The sequence below is a fragment of the Mesorhizobium sp. Primo-A genome, assembly GCF_003997175.1.
In the GTDB taxonomy this organism is placed as follows: Bacteria; Pseudomonadota; Alphaproteobacteria; order Rhizobiales; family Rhizobiaceae; genus Mesorhizobium; species Mesorhizobium ciceri.
The window spans coordinates 130845-152499 of the sequence record NZ_RZTG01000011.1; the positions used below are offsets into that span (position 1 = coordinate 130845).

Consider the following 21655-nt stretch of genomic DNA (forward strand, 5'->3'; position numbering starts at 1 on the left):
CCGTGGGGCTATTCATCGTTGTGATGGCTCGTGTTCTGAGGTGGCAATCGGCGCTCATTGCCGGAAAGGAGCGGCCTGGAGGACCGGACAAACCAGGCGTCGGAGGGAAGCACCTTGTCGGGGTTCATGATCGACTGATCGTCCAGCGCTCGTTTCACCCGCTCCATCGCGGCGAGCTTCGTCGGGTCAACCGTCGCCAGCAGCGAATGGATGCGCTTGGACCCAACACCGTGCTCGGCGGAAAAAGAACCGCCAATCTCCCGCAGTTGTTGGTACAGGACGCTCTCGGCAGCCTCCGCTACGTCAGGCGCCAGCGGACCCTGACGGTTGAGGATGATATGCAGGTTTCCATCGGCCAGGTGACCGAAGACATAGGGCGCCAGACCCGGTTCGATCGCTGCGAGCCGGGGCAGGATTCTGTCGAGATAGGCCGGAATTTCCGACAGAGGCACCGACACGTCGAAGGAAGGCGCTTGGGGATGGGCGCGATAGAGCACGCCGGTGTCCTCGCGCAACCGCCACAGGTCTTCCTCTTGCCGCCGCGAGCCGGCAATGATGCCGGTGGCTTCAGGATAGCGCTCCATCACTTCCGAATAGATCCGCTCGAAATCTTCGCGCAGCGCCTCTTCGCGCGCGCCGCCAAGCGACAGCAGCAGGAACAGCGGCTGGTCGAGCGGCACGCTCGGTTCGGACCATTCATGCGCGGCTGCGGCCAGGCTGAAATACGAGGTCCACATCGCCTCCGCCGCGCGCAAATGTCCCGCATCCGATTCAAGCGCCAGACGAATGACTTGCAGCGCCGCTTCGACAGACGGCAGCCCGAAAAGCGCGGTGGCGGTGGCTCGGGGCGAAGGGTCGAGCTTGACGACCACGCGGGTCACGATGCCAAGCGTGCCCTCCGCACCGATGAAGAGATGCTTCAGATCGTAGCCGGCGGAATTCTTCACCACCCGCGTCAGATCGGAATAGACCGATCCATCGGCCAGCACGGCCTCCAGGCCAAGGACGCGGTGGCGCATGACCCCGTTGCGAAAGGCCATCACGCCACCCGCATTCGTGGAAACCATGCCGCCGATCGTCGCCGAACCGCGCGCGGCAAGATCGATACCGGGCTCCAGGCGGTGCTCAAATGCGGCAGACTGCAAAGCTTCGAGCGTAACACCGGCACCGACGATCGCCACGCGCTCGACGGGATCGAGCCGCTCGATCCGGTTCATGCGTGCCAGGGAAAGAACGATCTCGCCCGGCCGCGAGACACTTCCGCCGACCAGGCCGGTCCGCCCGCCCTGCGGCACGATCGGAATCTCATTTTGACTGCAGATGCGCACCACCGCGGCGACCTCGCCGGTCGATGAAGGCGCAACGACGATGCCGGCGGCGCAATCCGTCCCGTTCGAACCAAGGTCGATCGCCCCGGCATCATCACCGATCCGCACATTCGAGGCGCCAACGACATGGCGGATCGCGTCGACAACCGACAACGGCACCGCTTGCTCGATCCAGTTCGTTTGCCTGGGAGACGCGTGGCCGCTCATCGCCCAGCCAATCCCTGAAGCGCCGTGATCAGCCGGTCGTTGTCGGCCGGCAAGCCGATGGTGGCGCGCAGATAGTGCTCGTAGCCGGCTTCGCGCCACGCCTTGACGATGATCCCCTGCTTCAGGAGACCGGCGGCAACGCTGGAGCTGTCGCCCTTGCAGTCGAAGAACAGGAAGTTTGTCTGCGACTGGGCAACCCGGAAACCAAGGCCCGTAAGTGCGGCGGCGGTGCGCACGCGCTCGGCTCTGACGCGGCCCGCCGACGCCTTCATCCAGCTTTCGTCGGCCAGTGCCGCAATAGCGGCGACCTGTGCTGCCGCATTGACGTTGAACGGCGTCTTGGCGGCCGCGATCACTCTTGCCAGTTCGAAGCCCGAACAAACGGCATAGCCAACGCGCAGCCCCGCCAGGCCATAAGCCTTCGAAAATGTGCGCAGCACGACATGGTCGATGCTGCTGTTGCGCAGGACCTCGATGCCGTCGGGCGCGCCGGGATCGGCGAATTCGAAATAGGCCTCGTCCAGGACAAGAAGCGTGCCGGGTCGCACGGCGCCGATCAGCCGTCGCAGGCCAGCGTGGTCGAGACCCGGCCCGACCGGATTCCACGGCGAGGATATGAAAACGATCCGTGGCCCAACGGCGATCGCCGCTTCGAGCGCGGCAAGATCGAACCCCATCTCGGGTTTCATCGCAATCTTGACGACATCGGCACCGGCAGCCAGCGGCTCTATCTCATGCAGCCCGAAGCTCGGCACCGTGGTGACGACCGAGGCGCCCGGCACCAGGACGGCGCGCGAGATGGCGGCGATCATCTCCTCGGAACCATTGCCGGCAACGATCATGCCAGGATCGATCGCCAGTTTTTCGCCAAGCGCCGCCCGCAGCGCCGTGCAGGCCGGATCGGCATAGCGCCATGGCTCGAAGGATGAGGAGGCCAATGCGGCCATGACGGCGGGAGAACACCCATCCGGGTTCTCGTTGCTGGCCAGCCGGGCGACATCGTTGCGGCCACTCAGCGCCCGCGCCATCGCGATGTTCATGCCGGCATTGTAGGGCGGCAAGGCGGCGATATGCGGATTGAGCGGCAGGCTCGACGCTGGTTTGACCGACTGTTCCAAATCCCGACTTCCGTTTCCCCGCGCCCACGCGCGGCAATCTTGTCAAATATCGAGGACGACTGATCCGCGCGGCTTGGAGCAGCACAACAGCACTTCGCTGCTTCCAAGCTCGTCCAGCGGTTCCTCGAAATAGGCGATGTCGCCCGAGATCAGCCGCGACTTGCATGTGCCGCAGATGCCGGCCCGGCAGCTGAATTCCGGCAACAGACCTTGGTTCTCGGCGAAGTCGAGCAACGATACGGCCGAGCCATCCCAGACGGCCGTCAGGCCCGACTTCCGAAATTCCACGGTTGTCGCTTCCCCGGCCGGCTCGATCCTTGCCGGCTGCGCTGGAACCGCGGGAACTCGCACTGCATCGGGCTCAAGCACCGTCGCCGGGCCGAAGAATTCGTAGGCAATGCGATACCTTGGCGCGCCAAGCTCGCGCAGCATGACGTAGATCGCCTGCATGAACGGCGGCGGGCCACAGAGGTAGAAATCATAGTCATCGATCGGCAGCAAACGCTGCAGCACGTCCCGCGAAATCATGCCTTCGCTATGAAAGCGCTGCTCGGCCTTGTCGCGCTCGGACGGGAGCCGGTAGCAGAAGTGTGCGGTCAGGCCGGGACGGGTCGAGACCAGGTCGGTCACCTCATCGCGCAAGGCATGCACATCGCCGTTGTCGCAGGCGTGAATGAAGACGGCACGGCGGTCCGGCAACGAAGCCAACGCATGCAGCATCGACACCATCGGCGTCAGCCCGACGCCGCCGCTGAGCAGCACGACTGGACGGTTGCTGGCCTTGTCGAGCACGAAATCGCCGCGCGGCCCTTCCGCCTGAAGCACATCACCGACGTCGATACGGTCATGCAGGAAGCACGAGCTTATCCCATCGGGAAGCCCCGGCCCGGGTGCTGCCTCACGCTTCACACTGATCCGATAGGAAGCGCTGTCTGGGGAACAGGAGATACTGTAGTTGCGCAGCACATATCCCCTTTCGCCGGCGGCCTCCCGCGCTACCGGAATCCGGAACACCAGGAACTGGCCCGGCTGGAAGTCGCGCCAGTCCTGTGGATCGACCGGCTCGAGATGGAATGAAGTGATGAGGGCGCTTTCGCGCACCTTCGCGACCAATTTCAGGTCGCGAAATCCGCTTCTTGCGATGGTGTCGCGAGCGGTGAATGCATTCATTCGGCAGCTGCCAATTGCTGGCTCTCGCTGGCGATCAGCTTGGCCAGGTTCCGGCGAAAGCGCAGCGGTCCGACATCTATCTTCAGATCGAGATTGGGCGTGCGCTTGTTTGCCATGCCCTTGTGCACGGCATTGAGCACGGTGCGGTCCTCGTCGAAGGCGCCGCGCACAGAGGTGGCGAACTGGCGGGAAACCTCCAAATCGTCGGGGGCGAAATTGCGCATCTGGAACCAGTAATATTTCGTCTGGTTCTCATCGACCGGCGTCATGAAGTTGTAGCTGTCCATGAGGAACACGTCCTCGTGCAGCGGCTTGCCCTCGCCGCCGGTGCGGGCCGGCACGAAGATCGCCTTGATGATGGCGTTGGAGGGGTAGCGCACTTCGTAGTGCTGCTTGCGGTCGCAATTGCCTGAGAATTTGAGGAAAGGCGCATAGAAGGGCGCCGGCGCGGCATCGACCACCCAGCGCCACACGGTCACGCCGTCCGCGCCTACGGTGGTTTCGAGTGGCGCATCCTCCATCGCCTGAACGCCGCCGAAGGAGGACTGGTGGACCCAAGACACATGCGAGGGGTCGAGCAGGTTGTCGGTCATGTAGAGGTAGTTGCAATCGAGCGCCATGGACTCGCCGCGATTGACGCCCCATGCCGGATCGCCCCAGTGGTCGACCGCGAAAATCAGCGCGGGGTCGGCCTTTGCCGCTTCGCCCATCCATATCCACAGCAGCCCGTAACGTTCGGCGATCGGATAGGAACGAACGCATGCCACATGCGGTATCTTTTCAGCACCGGGCACGCGCGTACAGGTTCCGGTGCTGTCGAAGGTCAGCCCGTGATAGCCGCATTCGACAGTGTCGCCCTTGATGCGGCCCATGGACAGCGGCAGCTTGCGGTGGGGACAGGCATCCTCGAGCGCCGCCACCACGCCATCGGTCCGGCGGTAGAGGACAATGTCCTCGCCAAGTATCCGGGTCGGCACCAGCCTGTCGGCGACCTCATGGTCCCATGCGGCAACGTACCAGCAGTTTCGAAGAAACATGGCGTCCTCCCGAGCTTGTGACGCCTAAACGAATATCTTGCGGGCCTGGGACGACATAGGGCTTGCATCTGTGTTCTATTTTAGAAAAACTAAATCAAGCTGACCCCAGGATTGTTGCCCAGGTGAAGAAGACGCCCCCACTGCGTGCGATACAGGCCTTCGAGGCTTTCGGCAGGCGTGGCAGTGTGACGGCGGCCGCCAACGAACTCGGCGTCTCCGTCGGCGCGGTCAGCCAGCAGATCCGCAAGGCCGAAGACGCGCTGGAGGCGCGGCTTTTGGAACGGCGCGGCAGGAGTGTCGCCCTCACCGCGCTGGGCCGCGTTTACCACGCAGCGGTTGCCGTCGGCTTCGAACACATTCGCGACGCCCAGGATCTCATCGAACAGGCCCGGTCCGCGGACACTTTGACCATCTCCTGCCTGCCGTCGTTGGCCAGCAAATGGATCGGCCCGCAGCTCCTGGATTGGCAGGTCGACCACCCCGGCGCGACCGTGCGGCTGGTGGGCGCCGAGACGGAGCCAAGGCTGGGCGCCGAACAAGTTGACTTCCGTATTTCGTACGGCACGAAATATCGTGATTTCGAGCACTACACCGAACTGTTCACCGACTGGGTGGTGCCGGCCTGCTCGCCGACGCTGCTGGCGAAACATCCGGTCGGCAAGCCCGCCGATATTCTCGATCTGCCGCTTCTCAGCATCGAATGGGCCCGCGATCACCGCTCGCCGCCGACATGGGCGGAATGGGCCGCAAGCATCGGCGCGGTGCACCGCAGAACATCCGGCGAAGTGGCCTTTTCCCTGTCGAGCGCGGCGATCGATGCGGCGGCCAACGGAAGGGGCTTTGTGCTGGCGCAACTGTCGATGGCTGCCGACGATATCGCGTCGGGCAGGCTCGTCGCCCCGTTCGACAAGCGGATCAGGCTGCCGGAACCTTATTTTTTGGCTTGGGATCGGGCCATTCTTGAGAAGCCTTTTGGTCCTGAGCTGCGAGCCTGGATTGTTTCGATTTCCAAGCGACTGGGCGCAACCTTAGCCGGATAGCCGAACACCGATCTGGAGACACAAGTTTGCATCTGCCGAGTTCGCGCGCACCAGCGTCTTAAGAGATCCAGACATTGGTCGGCGGTGTGCGGTCCCACGGATTGCTTCAGTTTGCCCTAGATATCTCGACAAAAGTCCGCTTTTTTCGCCCTTCTTGCACCGCTAGCCGTCGGGCGGCTTTGCGACCCAAAACAGCAGCGTTCGCGCCCTCAAGTCAACAGGGGTTCACTCAACTTCCCTGCTGTACGAGATCCCGGCGAACTCGGAGCCCCTGCTTGAGCAAATTCCGACGTACACGAAGTCCTGGCCCCGCCCACAATCGTAACGCCGGCTTCCTCATCAGCGTCCTGTAACCGGCGACGGGTCTCCAACGTGCCCGTGTCGTCATTGCCTGTAACAATTAGATCAAAAGTTTTCTGGCCTGCGAGAGGCGGCCTGCTGTTTTGCTCGAATCACTTGCGATGGAAGGTGCGGCGTTTCGGTGGCAGCCCCAGCGCGCTTTGAAATGGGATAATCCCTCGCAGATCGCCTTTGCAACGGGGATACCAATCTCGGATCGCGAAAGATCGGCGAACCAGACCTGCGAACCACAAACTTCGCCGATTTCATTCAGCAGGTCGGTGACGTTGCTTTCGCCAGCGCTTTCCAGGCCGTCGGCAGGCTTGCCGATGGCGAAACGAAAGTTGCGCACGTCAGCGAAACGCTTCCAGCGGGTCATCCGACAATCGTCATCGCTCATCGTTTTATTACGGGGCCGTTCTGCCCTTTCGGCATGGGCCTGCATTGCAGCTTCGGATTGTATCAATTCCAAAAACGCGGACCGGGCGGCAGCAACCATATCGAAGCTGCACCCGAACCCCGCCGCCATATGCTCGCCACTGTCTTCGCAGCTGATCGCCGCCGTCACAATGGCCGTGCGGAAGGACGAGATATCGAGAAGCCAGAGCCTGCGTCCCGTTTCTTGGCGATGCTGCTGGATGTGAGACGCCAAGCCTTGGTCATCAAGCCGCGCGATATCCAGCCGCTTTCTCAGGGAGCCTCGGTGCCACCATATCCCTGTGGCGTCTCGTTCGACGAGTTCAAGCAAGGCGCGGGTTCTTGCATCCGCCCGCGTTGTGCCAGCGGCGCAACCATTGGTGTCGACGTTCAAGCTGCAATCGCCATATGCGACGTCACCAAAGCGGCCATAGCAGAGAAACGCCGGACAAAGCGCGACCCTATCGTCATGGAAGCTGCGAACGGACGCCCATAGCTGGGGATTGTTCAGATGATCCGTTGAAGGGATACTGTCCCAGCCACGCCACATTCTGTTGAGCCGATCGCGATGTCGGATCTGTTCCAGCGAAAAGCCCAATACCTGAATCGCATCGATCCTCATTCCATCGCCTGGAGAGCCGATGCGTGCTGACGCCGTGACGTCTTCGGCTCTGCAGGCCCAGCTGGAAATCTCCGCGGCCTCTCCGAGGCAAGACAGCACGGCCGTGCCGGCATCAAAGCCTTTGCCACTTGCCGTGAATCGTTTCTCATTCCCTTCGAATGGAGCAATGTTGGACATAGCCAGGAATCCACCCGGAACATCGAACACTTCAACGCCAATGTCGTGCCGTGTCGCGAAGTGCAAAAGGGGCAGCCCATTCTCGGGCGCAGCGACAAGGGTCGCAGCCAGATTCTCCAAAACATCCAAATCATCTTCACTCGACTGGCGGTCCCAGGTCGGGTCGTCTTGGTTCACCGTCATCGGCCGGCCGTGATGCATCAGCAGAGCAAGCGTTGTCCAATGCGACCCGCGCAACAGCATGTTGGCTCTTTCAATATCTTGGCTTCTGCTGTTTACGTAGGGTAAGCGGTGGCGCCCGTTGGCGACCGAGACGATAGCCGGCGGAGTTGACAATTTCCACAGACGGTCTGGCGATTAGGCTAATCGGCGGTTTCGAGCTTCGCAAGGGCTCGGAGACGTTCTCGTTGGGCAAGCGGAAGGCCTGCGCGATTCTCGCCTATCTGTTACTGAGCGGCAGGTCACGCGAGACGCGCGGGCGACTGGCGGCATTGCTTTGGAGCGAGCAGGACGAGGAGCATGCGCGCGGATCACTGCGCCAGTGCATAAAGGATCTCCGACGCCTGGCAAGCGAGACCAGGCTTAATTACCTCGCGGTCGACAAGCTCGTCCTGGGAATCGATCCGACTGCAATCCGTTCCGACATCGATGAGCTTGAACGTGCGCTCGACGACCGCAATTATGACGGTGCGCTGCTCCTGCTGGCCAAAGCCAGGGATGGACTTTGCGCCGGGTTGGACGATTGCGATCCTGTCTTCGACAACTGGCTGAGAATGCAGTCGACGATGATAACCGACAGGCTGGTGACACGGCTCGCAGCCTGGCTGGCGGCCGAGACAGACCCGAGACAGCGCAAATCCATCGCTGCGTGCATCCTGCAACTTGATCCGTTTTTCGACGATGCCGTGGTGGAGACCATTCGGAGGGTCTGTGAGGAAAGCGGTTATGCCCGCGCCCTAGCGTTCTTCGACCGCTACGCGGCCGAACTCAAAGCGGACATGGATCTGCGACCACCGGCAGAAATCCTCCACCTTCTAGAGGCGCTCAAGCCGGGCAACGACGGTGAAAAGCGGGCGGCTGACCCCGACCTTGCGCAAAGCGATCACGACAGCCGCATCCCAGGGAAGCCGACAATCGCCATCATCATTGCCAGGCGCGAAGCAGAGAACGAGCACCTGCAATTTGCCTTGGCGACAGAGCTTCTGGCTTCGATTTCCCGATTTAGGCATTGGACAGCCGTGTCAACGGAGTTGCAAGCCGGTGAATTCTCACTGGATCAGATGCATCAGGCGGCAGGCGAACACGTGGATATCGGCGTCCTCATCCGTCTGATCGACACGGATGGACCAGCAGTGTTCCAAATTACCTGCTATGATTTCCTGCAAGAAGGAGAAGCCTTCGTTCTCACCGTTCCGTCGGATCCGTCTTCCTGGCGCTCGGCCTTCAATGAAGTTTGCGCACGCTTTTCCGCGCGCCTGCAGATTGCCTTGTCCAGTGCCAGGCTGCATCGCATATCGCAAGCTTCCCCGAACCATTTCTCGGCCTATGATTGCTGGCTGGACGGACAGCGGCTTTCGATCATGTGGCGAAAGGACACCGAAGAAGCTGCCATCGCCCGCTACGAGGAAGCCATCCGGCTTGATCCCGATCTGTCCTGCGCTTATTCCAGCCTCGCTGCGGTGCTCAACTCGCGTTGGATCGTCGTTCCGGGTGCATCGTCGATCGAGCAGGATCTAAAGCGCGCATTCGAACTGGCCAAGCGTTCGGTCCTGCTCGACCCATTCGACCACCGCAACCAGGTAAATCTGGCCTGGAGCCACCTTCTGGCGCGACGCTGGGAGCTGGCCGATTTTCACTTCAGCCTTGCACATGAGCAAAATGCCGGGAACCCCGCGACGTTGATCGCCTACGCGCTGGCCAGCTCCTTCATGGGTGATCATCAACGGGCATCGGAGCTTTCGAAGCGCAGTTTCGACCTCAATCCCATGCCCGACGCTCACTATCATGGCTACCAGGCGACCATTGCCTTTCTCGCCAATGATCTGGAGGGGTGCGTGGCCGCTGCGGTCAAGAGCGATCAACTGTTCGCCGACATCCACGGCTGGTCGGCGGCGGCACTTGCGTTGCTGAAACGCAACCGCGAGGCCGGGGATGAGTTCAGACGTTTTCTACGCAACCTAACGGCGGCGTGGCAAGGGCCGGGTAGGCTTGACCGCGCTGTCGCCGTGGAGTGGTTCAAGACCGCTTTTCCGATCCGGTTACCAGTCGATCAGGAGAAGCTGGCCCGTGGCATCGAATTGGCAGCCCAGTCGGGCTGACACGGCCGAACCGTTGCTCGCAATTGCGCCGGGTTTCACTTGCAGCGTGACATCACGTAGTCGCCGAGGCGCTTATGATATGCGCTCAAACGGTTTTTCTTTATTTGATCGGGCGGGCCGGCGTTCGGGTCGAGATTGTAGTGATCGGGAAATGTATAGTCCTCACCGGGTCCATCCGCCGGCGCAATGGTGGCGATCGTTTGCTCGACGTCGCCGGTGAAGGGAAAGGCGATGTTCACGATCAGGTCTTGGTCGAAGTATGGTTGGATGGTGATCTCCTCCCAGGTTTTGTCCCTGGGCGTCATGAACCCACGCAGCAGGTCCTTCATCGCCTCCTGATCTCCACTTCTGAAGATCGCTTGCTTGGCCGGATCCTTGATCAGGTCTCGGATGAATTCGCCAAGCGCCTCGAACTGCACATCTTTGAACTTCACCATGTCCACTTTCCCCGCTAAACCAGATTGAGCACTGTAGCGCTGCCGTTATCAGCGCTATTGAAAACCCTGACTGCCGAGCAGGCCGCCAAGCACTTCATCCGATACCTTCGCAGTATCATTGAGATCGAGCAGTCCTGCCAGCGTTTTTGGCTCTACGTCCGGAATGAGCCTGCGAGAGGTGATATCCGTATCGGCAGCCTTGAACAGTGCGGATGCGATCGTGGCGGCCACCACATAGGAGCCAACTGGGCCAAGATGGCTGCCGTCATTACCAAGAACGGACGCCTCCTGGATGATATAGTAGGAGAGAGGTGTTTGCCTCAGGAACTCCGGGTACCGTTGCAAAGCGGCCCGAAGTCGGCCGGCGTTGTAGACGTAACGTTTGGCGCAGGCGGCCGTGGGAAGCATGTCATTGCCCGTCAGGACCGGCACATCGATACTGTTGTCGCCCAGGGCGGTCTTCACCGCACCGGCCACGTCCTGCCCGGATGGCAAACCAAGGTCGTAACAGCGCCAGCAATCCATGAAGGCAACCGGCCGGACTGTGCCGTTCAATTCCGCACTCAGGCCGGCAATCGTCAGTTCTTTCGACAGGAATGGTCCTATGCGCCGGGCACTTTGAGCTTTCGACGGGGGGTCGGCTGAGGCAAACCGGTTCCAGTCGACAATCCAGTTCTCGGGTATTGGAATCTCCCCACCCGGGCGCAGGCTGGAAAAGGACAGCATTTTGCGCAGATTGGCTGGTTCTTCGACCGACCTGTCGTTCACGACATAGAACTGCCGGACCATGGCGTGGGCAAAGCGCGACGCACCGAAGGTGAATTCCAAAGGCAGCGCATTGAAAGTCTCAAGTGCCGAGACTCCGGCGCCAAGAAAATCGTCACTGGCGAAAAAATGGTCCCATATTTCCGGAGCCAGAACTTTTCTCAGATAGTCGTTGATGATCACAGTGCGGTAAACCGAGGTCAGATAGATCCTGGCACGCTTGTAAGCTTCTGCTGGGTCGGTGCCGATGCCAAGCAGCAGATCCACGATCCTGTTGTGGATGCCCATGAGTGTGCAGAGCAGTTGCGACAGGACAAGATTGTCGTCGTTTCGCGGATCCGCCACCAAGGGCCGATAAGGCGATCGCCGACCCTCGACACTGATAAACTTGCCCGAGAAGTCGATGCGCGGCAAATCACGGCCTTGCATGGTCTTACCGTCGACCGGAAGCATACTGCCTTTCATGCAAGGCAAGCCGATCGGAAAGCGGCAAGCCGACAGGTCCGCCCCATCCGCAACATCGTAGAGATGGGCGTCGACGATTGGCCCCCGCCCATAGAGCCCCGAAAGGTCAAGGCCTTGCGAGGACGCGTTCTTCAAATGATGGGTTTTGCCTGTCGGCTTGGGCAATCCGAATATTTGGCTGAAGACGATGTCATGGAACACGAATTGACCGAAATAGGTAAAGCCGGCTGGTGTAGGGCTGAGATCACTGCCTTCAAGTCCATCGGTCGGGCCGACCATTTCCGCCGTGATGTCCAGCAAGCCCGCCTTGGTGCGGTCGATGGCGCTCTCGTCTTCGGTTGCGTCAAACAAGGCGATCGGCATGTCCGCCAGGGACGGGAAGAGCCTGATGCCTCTCAAGGTCGGCTTGTCGTTGAGGCCGTCGTCTGAATTCTGGTTTGACCGGTTCGGTATGTTGGCGGCTTCGAAGGAGGACGTTTCGCCGTGGAGCATCGAAGTAGACCTCGTTTTCCAGAAGGATGAATGCGGCCAGGCGAGTAGCTTGGCATGAATCCGGGAGTAGAAACAGACTTGCCCGTCGGTGGTCTGAATGGCGCGGCCCCAGAGCAGAGCGACATTGCCGAGGCGATCATGACACTGACGGATCGAGCTTCGGGCCCGCCGAGACGGCGGTGAACAGCACACAGGACAGAATGACGCCCGCACCCAGAAGCCCGTCGGGCGAAAGCCGTTCACCAAGCAGAGCGGCAGCGGAAATGGCGGCGAACACACCCTCTCCGCTGCAAATCACCGCCGCATGGGACGAAGTGGTGTAGCGCTGTGCAGAAGTCTGCAGGCAAAAGCCGACAGCGGTCGAGAACACACCAAGCGTGATGAGTTCTGGCCATGCTGCCATAATTGCCTGAAATGTCATTGTGCCCTGCAGGGCGAAAGGTAGCGTGGCAACGGCCGTGCCGATGAACTGTGCGGCCGCCGTCGCGAAGGGATGGCCATGTGCCTGCACATGCCGCCCGAGTTCGACCGTCCATACTGCAAAACAGATTGCAGTCAGGACGGCGAAAGCGTCGCCGGCGGTTGCCGAACCATTGAAGCCGCCCGCCAGGAGAGCCGATCCCACGACCGTCAGAATTGCGACGAATAGGATCAGTGCACTTGGACGCTCCCTCATGATCAGCCATGCGGCGATCGGCGTGATAACAGTGGAAGCGCTGATAAGGAGGCTCGAGTTCGTCACCGTCGTGCTGACATAGGACAATTGCTGGACCACACAGCCGAGAGCAAAAAGCAGAACCACTCTCGCCACACTTGGAAACCAGCCGGTGTTGGTTTCGGGGTCGCGCTCCCGCACCGCGAATGGCAACGTCACCAGTCCGGCGATCACGCTGGTCAGGAAAACAACCGCCATGGGATCGAGGTGGGCCAGTATGGTCTTGTGGGACACATTGCCCACTCCCCAAATGAGCGCAGCAAGCATTAGCAAGGAATTTGCCTTGAATCTGGACATGATTGATCGCATCACCACAGCGGGCAATGGCTCCAACGGTTTGTGATCGGGTTTGAAAGCGATGATCGGGGCCGACGGACCCCGTCATCGTCGAGGTGGCTGGTGTTGCGCGGAAGAACGCGTCTTTTGGTTCGCGATCTATCCGGGGCCAGCACTCGATATATGTGATCTGCGCAAGACGGGGATGGTGGGCAGCAGGACGGGCGTTGGCGGTTCGTTCTGCTCGAAACTGACGCTGCGCTGAAGAAGCGGAAGGATGGCCTCCGGGGTTGCCGAAACCATTTGCGTGCATCGAGTTGACGAGTTCATGAAGCCAGCCTCGGACATGCTCTCGAAGACGCCGAGAAGTGGTGACCAGAAGCCTTTGAAATTCGCCAGGACCAGCGGCTTGCAGTGCCTTTCCAGCTTGCGAAGCGTCATGACCTCGGTCAGTTCCTCAACGGTTCCGATGCCGCCAGGCAAGGCTACAAATGCATCCGCGTAGTCAAACATGAGCTGTTTGCGGATACTCATGTCGGGAACTGAAATCGTCTGGCATCCCGATAATAGCATTCTCATCCGCTCGATCAGGAACTGCGGGGTGATCGCGATCACGGTTCCACCCCCTTCTGCTGCGGCAATAGCCACCTGGCCCATCAGGCCATCACAGCCACCGCCATAGACCAGGCGAATACCTGCTGCGGCTATCGTCTCGCCAAGGATGGTGGCGCAACGGGCGTGGTCGGGATCGTTGCCAAGCATGGCGCCGCCGAAAACGCAGATCGTGCCGATGCGTCGCTGCAAGGGATAGGAGCGGCCGATCTGTTCTGCGGAATTGTCGGATGATGATCCAAACATGGTGTCTCTCCAAATGAGGTTGGAATAGCGAAGCTTGATCAGCCGGCGGAATGATCGCGGGCTGCGCGAGGTTGGCTCGATCGGAACAGAAGCAGGTCAGCCCAGGACCAGAGCAGGTAACAAACGAGAAGGCTGGCGGGCGTAGACCAATGCTGTGGCTGTTCGACTTCGAATTTGAACAGCGATGCACAGAGTTCTGTCCCGGCGGCGATGAGGGCCGGCAGCCGGCTGAGAAGGACCATGACGCGAAACGGGTCGGGGCCGTATTCCGACAAGTTGAGGATCCGGACACCGGGTCGGTGGCAAGCACTGCCGAATTTTCCAACGGAATGAAGCAGGCCCGATGTCAACGCCAGCAACGGATGGCCAAGTTCAAACAGGGCCAGGCCAAGGCAACCGGCACCAACGCCGGACAGGAAATCACCCAGGCGGTTGAGATTTTCCCTAGGCTTGAGACGTCCGTTCCAGGCGCGATGGTAGATCTCGCCGCTGGCGAAGAAGATCGCCGTCGCCGAGGTCATTGCGATCGCAGCGAAATTGCCCGTCAAATAATGGCTGATGGCGGCCGGCGCGCCTGTCCAGAGGAGTTGGTTCAGATCGCCGGATACGAGAATCTGCGCCGTAATCCCCTGACAAAGACCAATGAGGTTGCCGACATTGTAGGCTCCCCCAGGGCCAGACATCCGTGCCGTTAACGCGCTGCGCCAAGCAAGGAGGCGCGGAGACCGAACCGTGAAGGATGAGGCTGTTTCGCGAGCTGAAATTTCGACTGGGGCTACACGCAGCGGCTTATTGATGTTGAGCGTCATGTCGGGTTCCTCCCTTATGACGCATGCTTTGCAGTGCTCCGCGTGATCTCAACGTGAATTGCGCTGGAATGGGTCCGTCCAGGCTAACAGGCAGATCGCATTGGCGGTTCCTGCAAGGTGACGGTTGATCTACTTCTCTCAATTGCCTCGGCCAGCCTTATCCCGCGGCGAGCTTCTGTGTCGGCGGGGCCTTGCAGCCCTGGCCGACGACATTGTCTAAGCGGATCGCCTGCCGAGCCTCCATTGACAGCCATCCGGATGCACGGGCCGCGAAGACCGGAAATCATCTCTCGACGATCATGCGAAGACACCGGGGAACGATGATCGTTATTTCACGCTGAATTACGCTGAGTTGCCCAACATCACAGCCGCAACGCCAGACTGACATCCGCAAAAGGCTGAGCGGTCGAACCTGAACCTCAACTGAATCCAAGGATGGAATTCGATCATGCTACGCAGCTTGACGAAAACATTCACCGCCATCTCGACAATCGCCGTTCTCATGGCACCTCTGATGACTCCCAATGCGGCCTACGCGAACAGCACCACCGTTCCGCGCAAATGCATAAACGGCGTGGCAAGGTGCGCATCTCGCTATCCAGCAAGCTTTCGAGACCACCCATTTCAATTCAGCGGGACAGTGCAACGCACCTTACTCCCGAGGTTGGCGCAACGCTCTCCGGGTCGGCATCCATCTCAAGCTCCTTCGAACGCCCGGCTTGTCTGAGGGTCTTCACAAAATGTTACGTAAGGGAACGTTCGCGCCTGACTCTTCTTAGGCAATCGAGGCGGTTGTCGCCTCGTGCATTGTGAAGGAGAAGAAGAATGCCCAATCAAGGTGGTAGCCACGAACAGCATGTGAAGGCAGGCCAGCAGAGCCACAAGAATGCCGACAATAAAAACCGTCAGCAACAGCAGGCCGCTGGTGGTGGTCAACGGCAGCAGGGCGATGGATCCGGCATGCGTGGTGGAACCCACGAACAGCACGTGAAAGCTGGCGAACAAAGTCACAAAAACCGCTGATCGCGGGTGATTTCAGCAGACCCACCCCGAAGTATCGGGGTGGGTCTGATTGCATCTGAAAGAGGTGCTATCGACGACGCTGCGGTTAGGGTCGCGAAAGTCGCCCCGGCGACTTTGCCGGGGCGACTTCAGTCAGGACGCCCAGTCAGGCAGCTTGCTCCAGGGCGCGCTCATTGACACCGCCTTCGCCCAGCCCGGAAAGCGCTTCGTCCGTCGCGACCTCCTCTTTCAATGTCTCGTTGAGGAGCTTGACCACGTCGCTCTTGCCAAGCTGTTCAGCCCACGCGACCAACGTGCCGTAGCGCGCGATTTCATAATGTTCGACGGCCTGTGCCGCGCCGACCAGCCCAGCATCCAGGGCTGGGTCGCCCTTGTATTCGTCGAGAATTTCCGACCCTTCCTCAAGAATGCCGTCGATCGCCGGACAGGTTTTGCCGCGCGCCGGTTTGTCCATAAGTTCGAACACTTGCTCGAGCCGATCAACCTGGCCTTCGGTTTCCATGCGATGTTTTTCGAAGGCCGCAGCCACCTCCTCGGATTCGGCGCCCTTTGCCATCTTCGGCAAGGCCTTGAGTATCTTCTTTTCAGCGTAGTAGATGTCCTTCAGCCCATCGAGGAACAAAGCCTCCAGTCCCTTGGTCGTCGCTCTTTTTGCAGTCGCCATGATTTGTCTCCCTTGGATTGTCGTGAAAGCTCACCGGCGGTGTAGCCATGGACTAACTTTCCATGGAAGCAGTTGTTCCCTGGGGGCGACGTGGAAGGGCAGCGCGTCGAACACCGCTTTTATCGAGGGCCGATCGACATCAAAAGGCGATGGACGATGACGGTGTGAGAGCCGCCGGCAGGGGGGACGGAAAGCACCGGGGTTCGTCGCGCTGTATGGAGTAGATGGTGAAAAGAGATACTTCCGATGGGTTCATATACGAAATCATATTTACATATAAAACAAATCATGATGATCTTGCTGTCGTGCAACGGCGGCTAAGGTGGTCGGTTCCGGCGTCCGTCGCCGAGCCTGAATGCCAGCAGATGATCGTGCACAATGAAATCAAAGATGATGTCGCGGTCGAGTGAGCCGTGCATTGGTCGGATGTAGGGAGTGCGGCATGCCCTTTGATGTCATCGTTGTCGGAGCCGGCGCAGCCGGGGCTGTCCTTGCCGCCCGGCTCACCGAAGATGCGGCCACGAACGTGCTTTTGCTGGAAGCGGGGCCGGACTACCGGAGCGGCGAGCAACCTGCCGAGATGGCGAGTCCAAATCCCTTCAACCTGCTGCTTCCCGATCATTTTCAGCAACAATATATGTACCCCGACCTGATGGCTCGCCGCACCAAGCGGCAGGAGCATCGGGTCTACTGGCGCGGCAAGGGGCTTGGCGGTTCGACGGCCGTCAATGGGCAGATTGCCATTCGCGGCGTGCTCCATGCCTTCGACCGCTGGGAGGAAATCGGATGCAAGGGCTGGTCGGGAGCCGACGTGCTGCCCTTCTTCCGCCGGCTGGAGGATGACCCGATCGCGGCTAATTTTCACGGCAGCGATGGCCCGATTCCGATCTACCGCGCGCCTGTCGAAAGCTGGGGAAGCGTCGACAAGGCCATGCGCCAAAGCGCGATGGCCCTCGGCCATCCCTGGCATGACGATCTCAATGCTCCGGATGCCGAAGGGGCTTGCACCTATCCCATCAACAGTCGAGCCGGCAAGCGCGTGTCGGTCAATGACGGCTATCTGGAAGCTGCCCGCGACCGGCCGAACCTCACCATCATCGGGCAGGCGACGGTGGACAAGGTGCTTTTCGATGGCAAGAAAGCGATCGGCGTTTTGGCCATCGTGGCCGGTCAGGTTCGCAAATTCGAGGCGCCGCTGGTCATCGTCTCGGCCGGCGCCATCCACTCTCCAGTCATCCTGCAGCGCTCGGGCATCGGTCCGGCGGCTCTCTTGAATCGAAAGGACATCGAGGTGCTTGCCGACCTGCCGGTCGGCGAAGGTTTCTTCGACCATCCTTATTGCCGCATCGAACTGAAGCTGAAGCCGGAATTCAAGGCGACCGATGTCGACGCGCGGCATACCAACTGCTGTGTGCGGACGAGTTCCGGCGTGCCGGGTGCCGAGCGCGACGACATTCTTTACGTCGCCATGAACCATGGCGGTATCGGCGTGGAATCCGACAGCGCCCAGTTCGGCGAGGCCATGGTCAATCTGATCCTGATGGAAGCCAAGAGCCGGGGCACCGTGCAGTTGCGTTCCGCCAATCCCTTCGACCAGCCGATCGTGGAAGAGAACATGCTGGACGATCCGATGGATCTTCAGCGCATGCGTATCGCCTATCGCCACCTTGGCGAGATTGCCCGGCAAGCGCCGATCCAGGCGATCGCCGAGCGCGTCCTGCTGGGGGATTCCGATCTGCCTTTGTCATGGCTCGAAATGGCAAGCGACGAGGAGGTCGACAATTTCCTGCTGGCGCAGTCTTCCGATGCGCAGCATGGGATCGGCGGCTGTTGCATGGGTAGGCCCGGTGAGGCCGTGGTCGATCCGGAATGCCGGGTCTACGGTTTTGAAGGGCTGCGGGTTATCGATGCGTCGATCATGCCGCTCGATTGCCAGGCAAACACCAATCTGACCTCGATCATGATTGGCGAGAAAATGGCCGACAGCCTGCGCCGGTCCATCTGACAGCTCGCTGCCGAACGGCATACGGTCGCACGGGAGGCCCGCGCAAAAGGCGCGGGCCTTGAATGTCAGCGAGTGACGTCCACGGTAATCGTCTTCAGGTCGCACATTTCCATCAGCGTGTGCCGACCCCCGGTGCGGCCGAGGCCGCTCTGCGTCCCGGCGGCGCCGCCGGCAGGAATATGCGGCTCCCAATAGCAGCTCATCTCGTTGACGTTGACGATACCGACCCTCAGGCTTTCAGCAAAGGCAAAGGCGTTCTTGATGGTGCTGGTGAAGACCGCGGCCGACAGGCCGTAGGGGCTGGACGCCGCAAGTTCCATCGCCTCCTCGTCGGTCTCGAAGGTCAGCACGGGTGCAATCGGCCCGAAGGATTCCTCGACGTTGAGCAGGCTTTCCCGGGTCAGTCCTGTGACGATCGACGGCTCGAAATAGAGATTGGTGGCAAAACCCGACGCCACATTGCCGCCGGTGACGATCTCGGCGCCACGAGCGCGGGCGTCCGCAATGTGGCTGAGCACCTTGTCGACGGCGACCGCATTGTTGATCGGCCCCATCGTCGTCGCGGGATCGAAAGGGTCGCCCATTTTCACCTTCGCGGCCGCTTTCACCAGACCTTCGATAAACCGGTCATGGATGGATTTATGCACCAGCACGCGTTCGGTGGCCGTGCAGATCTGCCCGGCATTGGCAAAGCAGCCGGCCCCCACCTGGGCGGCGGCCATGTCGATATCGGCATCGGCTAGCACGATGGTCGGGCCGTTGCCGCCCATTTCGAGCAGAAGCGGCTTGCCCGCGCCACGCCGGGCGATCGTCGCGCCGGTGGCGGAACTGCCGGTGAAGCCGATGGCATGGGTGCCCGGATGAACGACGGCCTCGTCGCCCACCTCCGCACCATCTCCCAGAACGAGATTGATGGCGCCGTCCGGCAAGCCCGCCTCGATGAAGCATTCGACAAGTGCCGTGGCAATCAGCGATGTCGTCGGCGCCGGCACCCAGACAACGGTGTTGCCCGTTGCGACGGCCGGTCCGAGATAGTAGAGGCAGGGCAGGGCGAGCGGGAAATTCCATGGCGTGATGATGGCAAAGATGCCCTTCGGCTGCAGGAAGCTGAAGGCGCGCTTGTTGGCATCGGCCAGGGGAAACGCCGCCGTCTCCAGCCACTTCATCTGCTCTGCCGCATTGCGGAAACCGAGAGCTGCCGCCGATGCTTCGGCCTTTGCCTCGCTGTGGAAGGGCTTACCCTGTTCCAGGCAGAGCAGGTGGGCAAGCTCTTCGGCGCGCCTGTCGATCGCGTCGGCGATGCGTATGCACAATTGAGCGCGTGCGAAGGTTCCCATCTTGCGCATGGTCCCGCGTGCGCCTTCGGCGGCTTTCACCGCGCGACCGACATCGGCGCGGGTGGAAAGGGAGAGATAGCCGAGATGCTCGCCCGTCGAAGGACTATCGATTTTCAGGAATTTGCCCGAGCTGCCGGCAATCCACTCGCCGCCGATGCGGTTGATGCCGATGCGGGCGGCTGCTTCCGGCTCCGAGACGATCGCCATGCCACGCAGGTTGGGGCCTTCGAGAGAAGATTTGAAATGGACTGTCATCATGCGTTCCTTTGGCCGAATTCGGATTGGATGTTCAAAATGGCGGCGCGGCTGCGTTCCACGGCTGCGATGAAAAGTCTGCTGCCGGCCTCCGCGCTTGCCTGCGATGGCGTGCCGATGACGCCGTTGTCGCGGATGGCTTCGAAACGGCGCCAGACGGTGACGGCCGGCGCGGCGTAAAGGTGAGGATCCGGCCAGGATGGCGGAGTGCCGCCTGGCGGGATGAGATCGCGGCGAACGCTGTCGCCAAGCACATGCATCATCAACGACGTTTCAAGCGCGCAAGCGTGACCGGTGCCTGTGGCGGCATCGGGCAGGGCCTGCGCCGCCACGTCGGCGATGAGATCGAAATACGAGAAACCCGCGGTGACGATGCCACGCTTGCCAAGGGTGGTGATCGCCACCTGGATGGCGGCGCGGTTTCCGCCATGGCCGTTCAGCATGACCGGCAGGAAGCCGTCTTCGGCAAGGCAGGTGCAGAGATCGACGAGAACGGCGATGAAGATCTGCGGGCTGAGGCTCATGGTGCCGGAGAAAGAGCGATGATGCTCGGACGAGCCATAGGCGAAAGGTTCGGCGACACGGATGGAGGCCTGTCCTTCCGCCGCGGCGAGCGCAACCGCTTCCGCAAGCCAGCAATCGACGCCGAGCGGCAGATGCGGGCCATGTTGCTCGACAGCGCCGAGCGGTAGAATGACGACGGGTTTATGCACGCCGGCTGTCGCGTGTCTTTCCGTATCCGGGGAGGTCATCAGCGCAAAGCTGGATCCAGGCGGGATCGGCAAGGCCGGAGCTGGCTCGTTCATCGTGCTGCCTCGACAAGCCGGGCCTTGGCGTAGGTCATGCCGGAATCGGCCAGGAGAGCGACCATGATGATTGCTCCCTTGTAGAGTTCGAGGCTGGACGGGTCCGTGCCGAACACCCGAAGCGCTGTCGTCAGCAGGCTGACGATCAGCGCGCCGACGACCGCGCCCCACACCGTTCCCCTGCCGCCGAAAATACTGGTGCCGCCAAGTACGGCCGCGGCGATCGCGTCCAGAAGCAGCGAGGTCCCGCCGATGTTGGGCGTCACGACCGGCACCCGGCTGATCATGATCACGGCTGTCAGGAAGACGAAGATACTGGAGGCGCAATAGACGAGGATCGTGTGTTTCGTCACCGGGATGCCGGCAAGTTCCGCGGCTCCGGCATCCGATCCGAGCGCATAGGTACGCAGCCCGAAACGGCTGTGCCGCATCAGGATTGCTGCTACGGCGACGATCAGCAGCGTTGCGAAAATGACATTGGGAATGCCGAAGCTGCGTTCGATGCCGACCGCGCGAAGCGTCGGATCCTTCAGCATCAGGACGCCTTTGGAGGCAACGGCAAGCGTTGCGCCCTGCAGCGCGACCATTGTGGCCAATGTCGTCACGAAGGGCGGTATCTTCAACAGTGCGATAACGGCGCCGTTCGCGAGGCCGATCACCACCATCACGGCAAAGCCGACGAGCAAGGCAAGCGGCAGGCTGGCGCCGCCGTCGATCAGGCTGGCGATGAAGACGGCACAGAAGGCGACGCCGACGCCGGCGGACAGGTCGATGCCTGCCGTCAGCAGAACGATCAGGGCGCCAAGCGCCAGTATGGCGATCGGGGTCGCCTGGGCGACGATGTTGATGAGGCTGGCGGTTGAAACGATGCGGGCGTCGATGAGCGCGAAGATCGCCAGCAGGATGACCAGCAGGATCAACGGCGAGAGGTCGAGAAAGCGCCTGCACCAAATGTTCTGTTGGCGGGTCATGAGG

At 60.9% G+C, this 21655-nt stretch carries 18 protein-coding genes; 4 read left to right on the forward strand and 14 right to left on the reverse strand.

Annotated elements, in window-relative coordinates:
* Nucleotides 1-8: 8 nt before the first annotated feature.
* The 4 genes from EOC83_RS21075 to EOC83_RS21090 are packed head-to-tail and all read right to left on the reverse strand — an operon-like array spanning nucleotide 9 to nucleotide 4860.
* Entirely contained in the window at nucleotides 9-1535 is a 1527-nt protein-coding gene (locus tag EOC83_RS21075; RefSeq protein ID WP_063168717.1) for an FAD-binding oxidoreductase, read from the reverse strand.
* On the reverse strand, nucleotides 1532-2653 hold the full coding sequence (locus EOC83_RS21080) for an aminotransferase class I/II-fold pyridoxal phosphate-dependent enzyme (RefSeq protein WP_082826519.1): 1122 nt from the start codon (nucleotides 2651-2653) through the stop codon (nucleotides 1532-1534). Before EOC83_RS21080 ends, EOC83_RS21075 begins: the two co-directional genes overlap by 4 nt.
* Before the next feature lie 42 nt (nucleotides 2654-2695).
* Nucleotides 2696-3823, reverse strand: coding sequence for a 2Fe-2S iron-sulfur cluster-binding protein (locus EOC83_RS21085; RefSeq protein WP_063168716.1), 1128 nt, complete (start codon nucleotides 3821-3823; stop codon nucleotides 2696-2698).
* Complete coding sequence (locus tag EOC83_RS21090) at nucleotides 3820-4860, reverse strand: aromatic ring-hydroxylating dioxygenase subunit alpha (RefSeq protein ID WP_013530418.1); 1041 nt, start codon at nucleotides 4858-4860, stop codon at nucleotides 3820-3822. Before EOC83_RS21090 ends, EOC83_RS21085 begins: the two co-directional genes overlap by 4 nt.
* 122 nt (nucleotides 4861-4982) lie before the next feature.
* On the opposite strand from EOC83_RS21090, the gene EOC83_RS21095 reads away from it, so the two are divergent.
* Nucleotides 4983-5900 (forward strand): LysR substrate-binding domain-containing protein, encoded by a 918-nt coding sequence (locus tag EOC83_RS21095; RefSeq protein WP_013530419.1) that lies wholly within the window; start codon nucleotides 4983-4985, stop codon nucleotides 5898-5900.
* Nucleotides 5901-6300: 400 nt separating this feature from the next.
* Here the strand turns inward: EOC83_RS21095 and EOC83_RS21100 are convergent, their stop codons facing one another.
* Nucleotides 6301-7698 (reverse strand): YcaO-like family protein, encoded by a 1398-nt coding sequence (locus EOC83_RS21100; RefSeq protein ID WP_127325977.1) that lies wholly within the window; start codon nucleotides 7696-7698, stop codon nucleotides 6301-6303.
* 164 nt (nucleotides 7699-7862) lie between these two features.
* Between EOC83_RS21100 and EOC83_RS21105 the strand changes: the two genes are divergently transcribed.
* A complete protein-coding gene (locus EOC83_RS21105) occupies nucleotides 7863-9773 on the forward strand; it encodes a hypothetical protein (protein WP_063168714.1) in 1911 nt (636 codons plus the stop codon).
* Between the two features lie 35 nt (nucleotides 9774-9808).
* Here EOC83_RS21105 and EOC83_RS21110 read toward each other — a convergent pair whose 3' ends face one another.
* The 5 genes from EOC83_RS21110 to EOC83_RS21130 form a co-directional block, all read right to left on the reverse strand.
* Complete coding sequence (locus EOC83_RS21110) at nucleotides 9809-10210, reverse strand: hypothetical protein (RefSeq protein ID WP_013530422.1); 402 nt, start codon at nucleotides 10208-10210, stop codon at nucleotides 9809-9811.
* Between the two features lie 54 nt (nucleotides 10211-10264).
* On the reverse strand, nucleotides 10265-11932 hold the full coding sequence (locus tag EOC83_RS21115) for a peroxidase family protein (RefSeq protein WP_063168713.1): 1668 nt from the start codon (nucleotides 11930-11932) through the stop codon (nucleotides 10265-10267).
* Between the two features lie 136 nt (nucleotides 11933-12068).
* Nucleotides 12069-12944 carry a DMT family transporter gene (locus EOC83_RS21120; RefSeq protein WP_244514330.1) on the reverse strand — a complete coding sequence of 292 codons (876 nt, stop codon included), beginning with the start codon at nucleotides 12942-12944 and terminating at the stop codon, nucleotides 12069-12071.
* 138 nt (nucleotides 12945-13082) lie between these two features.
* Nucleotides 13083-13781, reverse strand: coding sequence for a TIGR00730 family Rossman fold protein (locus tag EOC83_RS21125; protein ID WP_013530425.1), 699 nt, complete (start codon nucleotides 13779-13781; stop codon nucleotides 13083-13085).
* A 38-nt stretch (nucleotides 13782-13819) separates the two neighbouring features.
* Nucleotides 13820-14590 carry a hypothetical protein gene (locus tag EOC83_RS21130; protein ID WP_013530426.1) on the reverse strand — a complete coding sequence of 257 codons (771 nt, stop codon included), beginning with the start codon at nucleotides 14588-14590 and terminating at the stop codon, nucleotides 13820-13822.
* A gap of 825 nt (nucleotides 14591-15415) precedes the next feature.
* On the opposite strand from EOC83_RS21130, the gene EOC83_RS21135 reads away from it, so the two are divergent.
* Nucleotides 15416-15613, forward strand: coding sequence for a hypothetical protein (locus EOC83_RS21135; protein WP_013530427.1), 198 nt, complete (start codon nucleotides 15416-15418; stop codon nucleotides 15611-15613).
* A gap of 145 nt (nucleotides 15614-15758) precedes the next feature.
* Here the strand turns inward: EOC83_RS21135 and EOC83_RS21140 are convergent, their stop codons facing one another.
* On the reverse strand, nucleotides 15759-16277 hold the full coding sequence (locus EOC83_RS21140; protein ID WP_013530428.1) for a ferritin-like domain-containing protein: 519 nt from the start codon (nucleotides 16275-16277) through the stop codon (nucleotides 15759-15761).
* 442 nt (nucleotides 16278-16719) lie between these two features.
* Between EOC83_RS21140 and EOC83_RS21145 the strand changes: the two genes are divergently transcribed.
* A complete protein-coding gene (locus EOC83_RS21145; protein ID WP_063168709.1) occupies nucleotides 16720-18282 on the forward strand; it encodes a GMC family oxidoreductase N-terminal domain-containing protein in 1563 nt (520 codons plus the stop codon).
* A 65-nt stretch (nucleotides 18283-18347) separates the two neighbouring features.
* Here EOC83_RS21145 and EOC83_RS21150 read toward each other — a convergent pair whose 3' ends face one another.
* The 3 genes from EOC83_RS21150 to EOC83_RS21160 are packed head-to-tail and all read right to left on the reverse strand — an operon-like array spanning nucleotide 18348 to nucleotide 21651.
* The gene (locus tag EOC83_RS21150; RefSeq protein ID WP_063170303.1) at nucleotides 18348-19874 is read right to left on the reverse strand and encodes an aldehyde dehydrogenase family protein; all 1527 of its coding nucleotides are present in this window, start codon (nucleotides 19872-19874) and stop codon (nucleotides 18348-18350) included.
* Entirely contained in the window at nucleotides 19874-20680 is an 807-nt protein-coding gene (locus EOC83_RS21155) for a creatininase family protein (protein WP_013530431.1), read from the reverse strand. Before EOC83_RS21155 ends, EOC83_RS21150 begins: the two co-directional genes overlap by 1 nt.
* Nucleotides 20677-21651 carry an ABC transporter permease gene (locus EOC83_RS21160; RefSeq protein WP_024503985.1) on the reverse strand — a complete coding sequence of 325 codons (975 nt, stop codon included), beginning with the start codon at nucleotides 21649-21651 and terminating at the stop codon, nucleotides 20677-20679. The genes EOC83_RS21155 and EOC83_RS21160 overlap by 4 nt, the downstream gene beginning before the upstream one ends.
* Between the last annotated feature and the right edge of the window lie 4 nt (nucleotides 21652-21655).

Coding starts and splice junctions, on each gene's coding strand:
- EOC83_RS21145 (WP_063168709.1), top strand. CDS start 16,720: ATGCCCTTTGATGTCATCGTTGTCGGAGCCGGCGCAGCCGGGGCTGTC.
- EOC83_RS21085 (WP_063168716.1), bottom strand. CDS start 3,823: ATGAATGCATTCACCGCTCGCGACACCATCGCAAGAAGCGGATTTCGC.
- EOC83_RS21155 (WP_013530431.1), bottom strand. CDS start 20,680: ATGAACGAGCCAGCTCCGGCCTTGCCGATCCCGCCTGGATCCAGCTTT.
- EOC83_RS21090 (WP_013530418.1), bottom strand. CDS start 4,860: ATGTTTCTTCGAAACTGCTGGTACGTTGCCGCATGGGACCATGAGGTC.
- EOC83_RS21120 (WP_244514330.1), bottom strand. CDS start 12,944: ATGTCCAGATTCAAGGCAAATTCCTTGCTAATGCTTGCTGCGCTCATT.
- EOC83_RS21160 (WP_024503985.1), bottom strand. CDS start 21,651: ATGACCCGCCAACAGAACATTTGGTGCAGGCGCTTTCTCGACCTCTCG.
- EOC83_RS21100 (WP_127325977.1), bottom strand. CDS start 7,698: ATGCTGTTGCGCGGGTCGCATTGGACAACGCTTGCTCTGCTGATGCAT.
- EOC83_RS21130 (WP_013530426.1), bottom strand. CDS start 14,590: ATGACGCTCAACATCAATAAGCCGCTGCGTGTAGCCCCAGTCGAAATT.
- EOC83_RS21140 (WP_013530428.1), bottom strand. CDS start 16,277: ATGGCGACTGCAAAAAGAGCGACGACCAAGGGACTGGAGGCTTTGTTC.
- EOC83_RS21075 (WP_063168717.1), bottom strand. CDS start 1,535: ATGAGCGGCCACGCGTCTCCCAGGCAAACGAACTGGATCGAGCAAGCG.
- EOC83_RS21125 (WP_013530425.1), bottom strand. CDS start 13,781: ATGTTTGGATCATCATCCGACAATTCCGCAGAACAGATCGGCCGCTCC.
- EOC83_RS21115 (WP_063168713.1), bottom strand. CDS start 11,932: ATGCTCCACGGCGAAACGTCCTCCTTCGAAGCCGCCAACATACCGAAC.
- EOC83_RS21135 (WP_013530427.1), top strand. CDS start 15,416: ATGCCCAATCAAGGTGGTAGCCACGAACAGCATGTGAAGGCAGGCCAG.
- EOC83_RS21150 (WP_063170303.1), bottom strand. CDS start 19,874: ATGACAGTCCATTTCAAATCTTCTCTCGAAGGCCCCAACCTGCGTGGC.
- EOC83_RS21110 (WP_013530422.1), bottom strand. CDS start 10,210: ATGGTGAAGTTCAAAGATGTGCAGTTCGAGGCGCTTGGCGAATTCATC.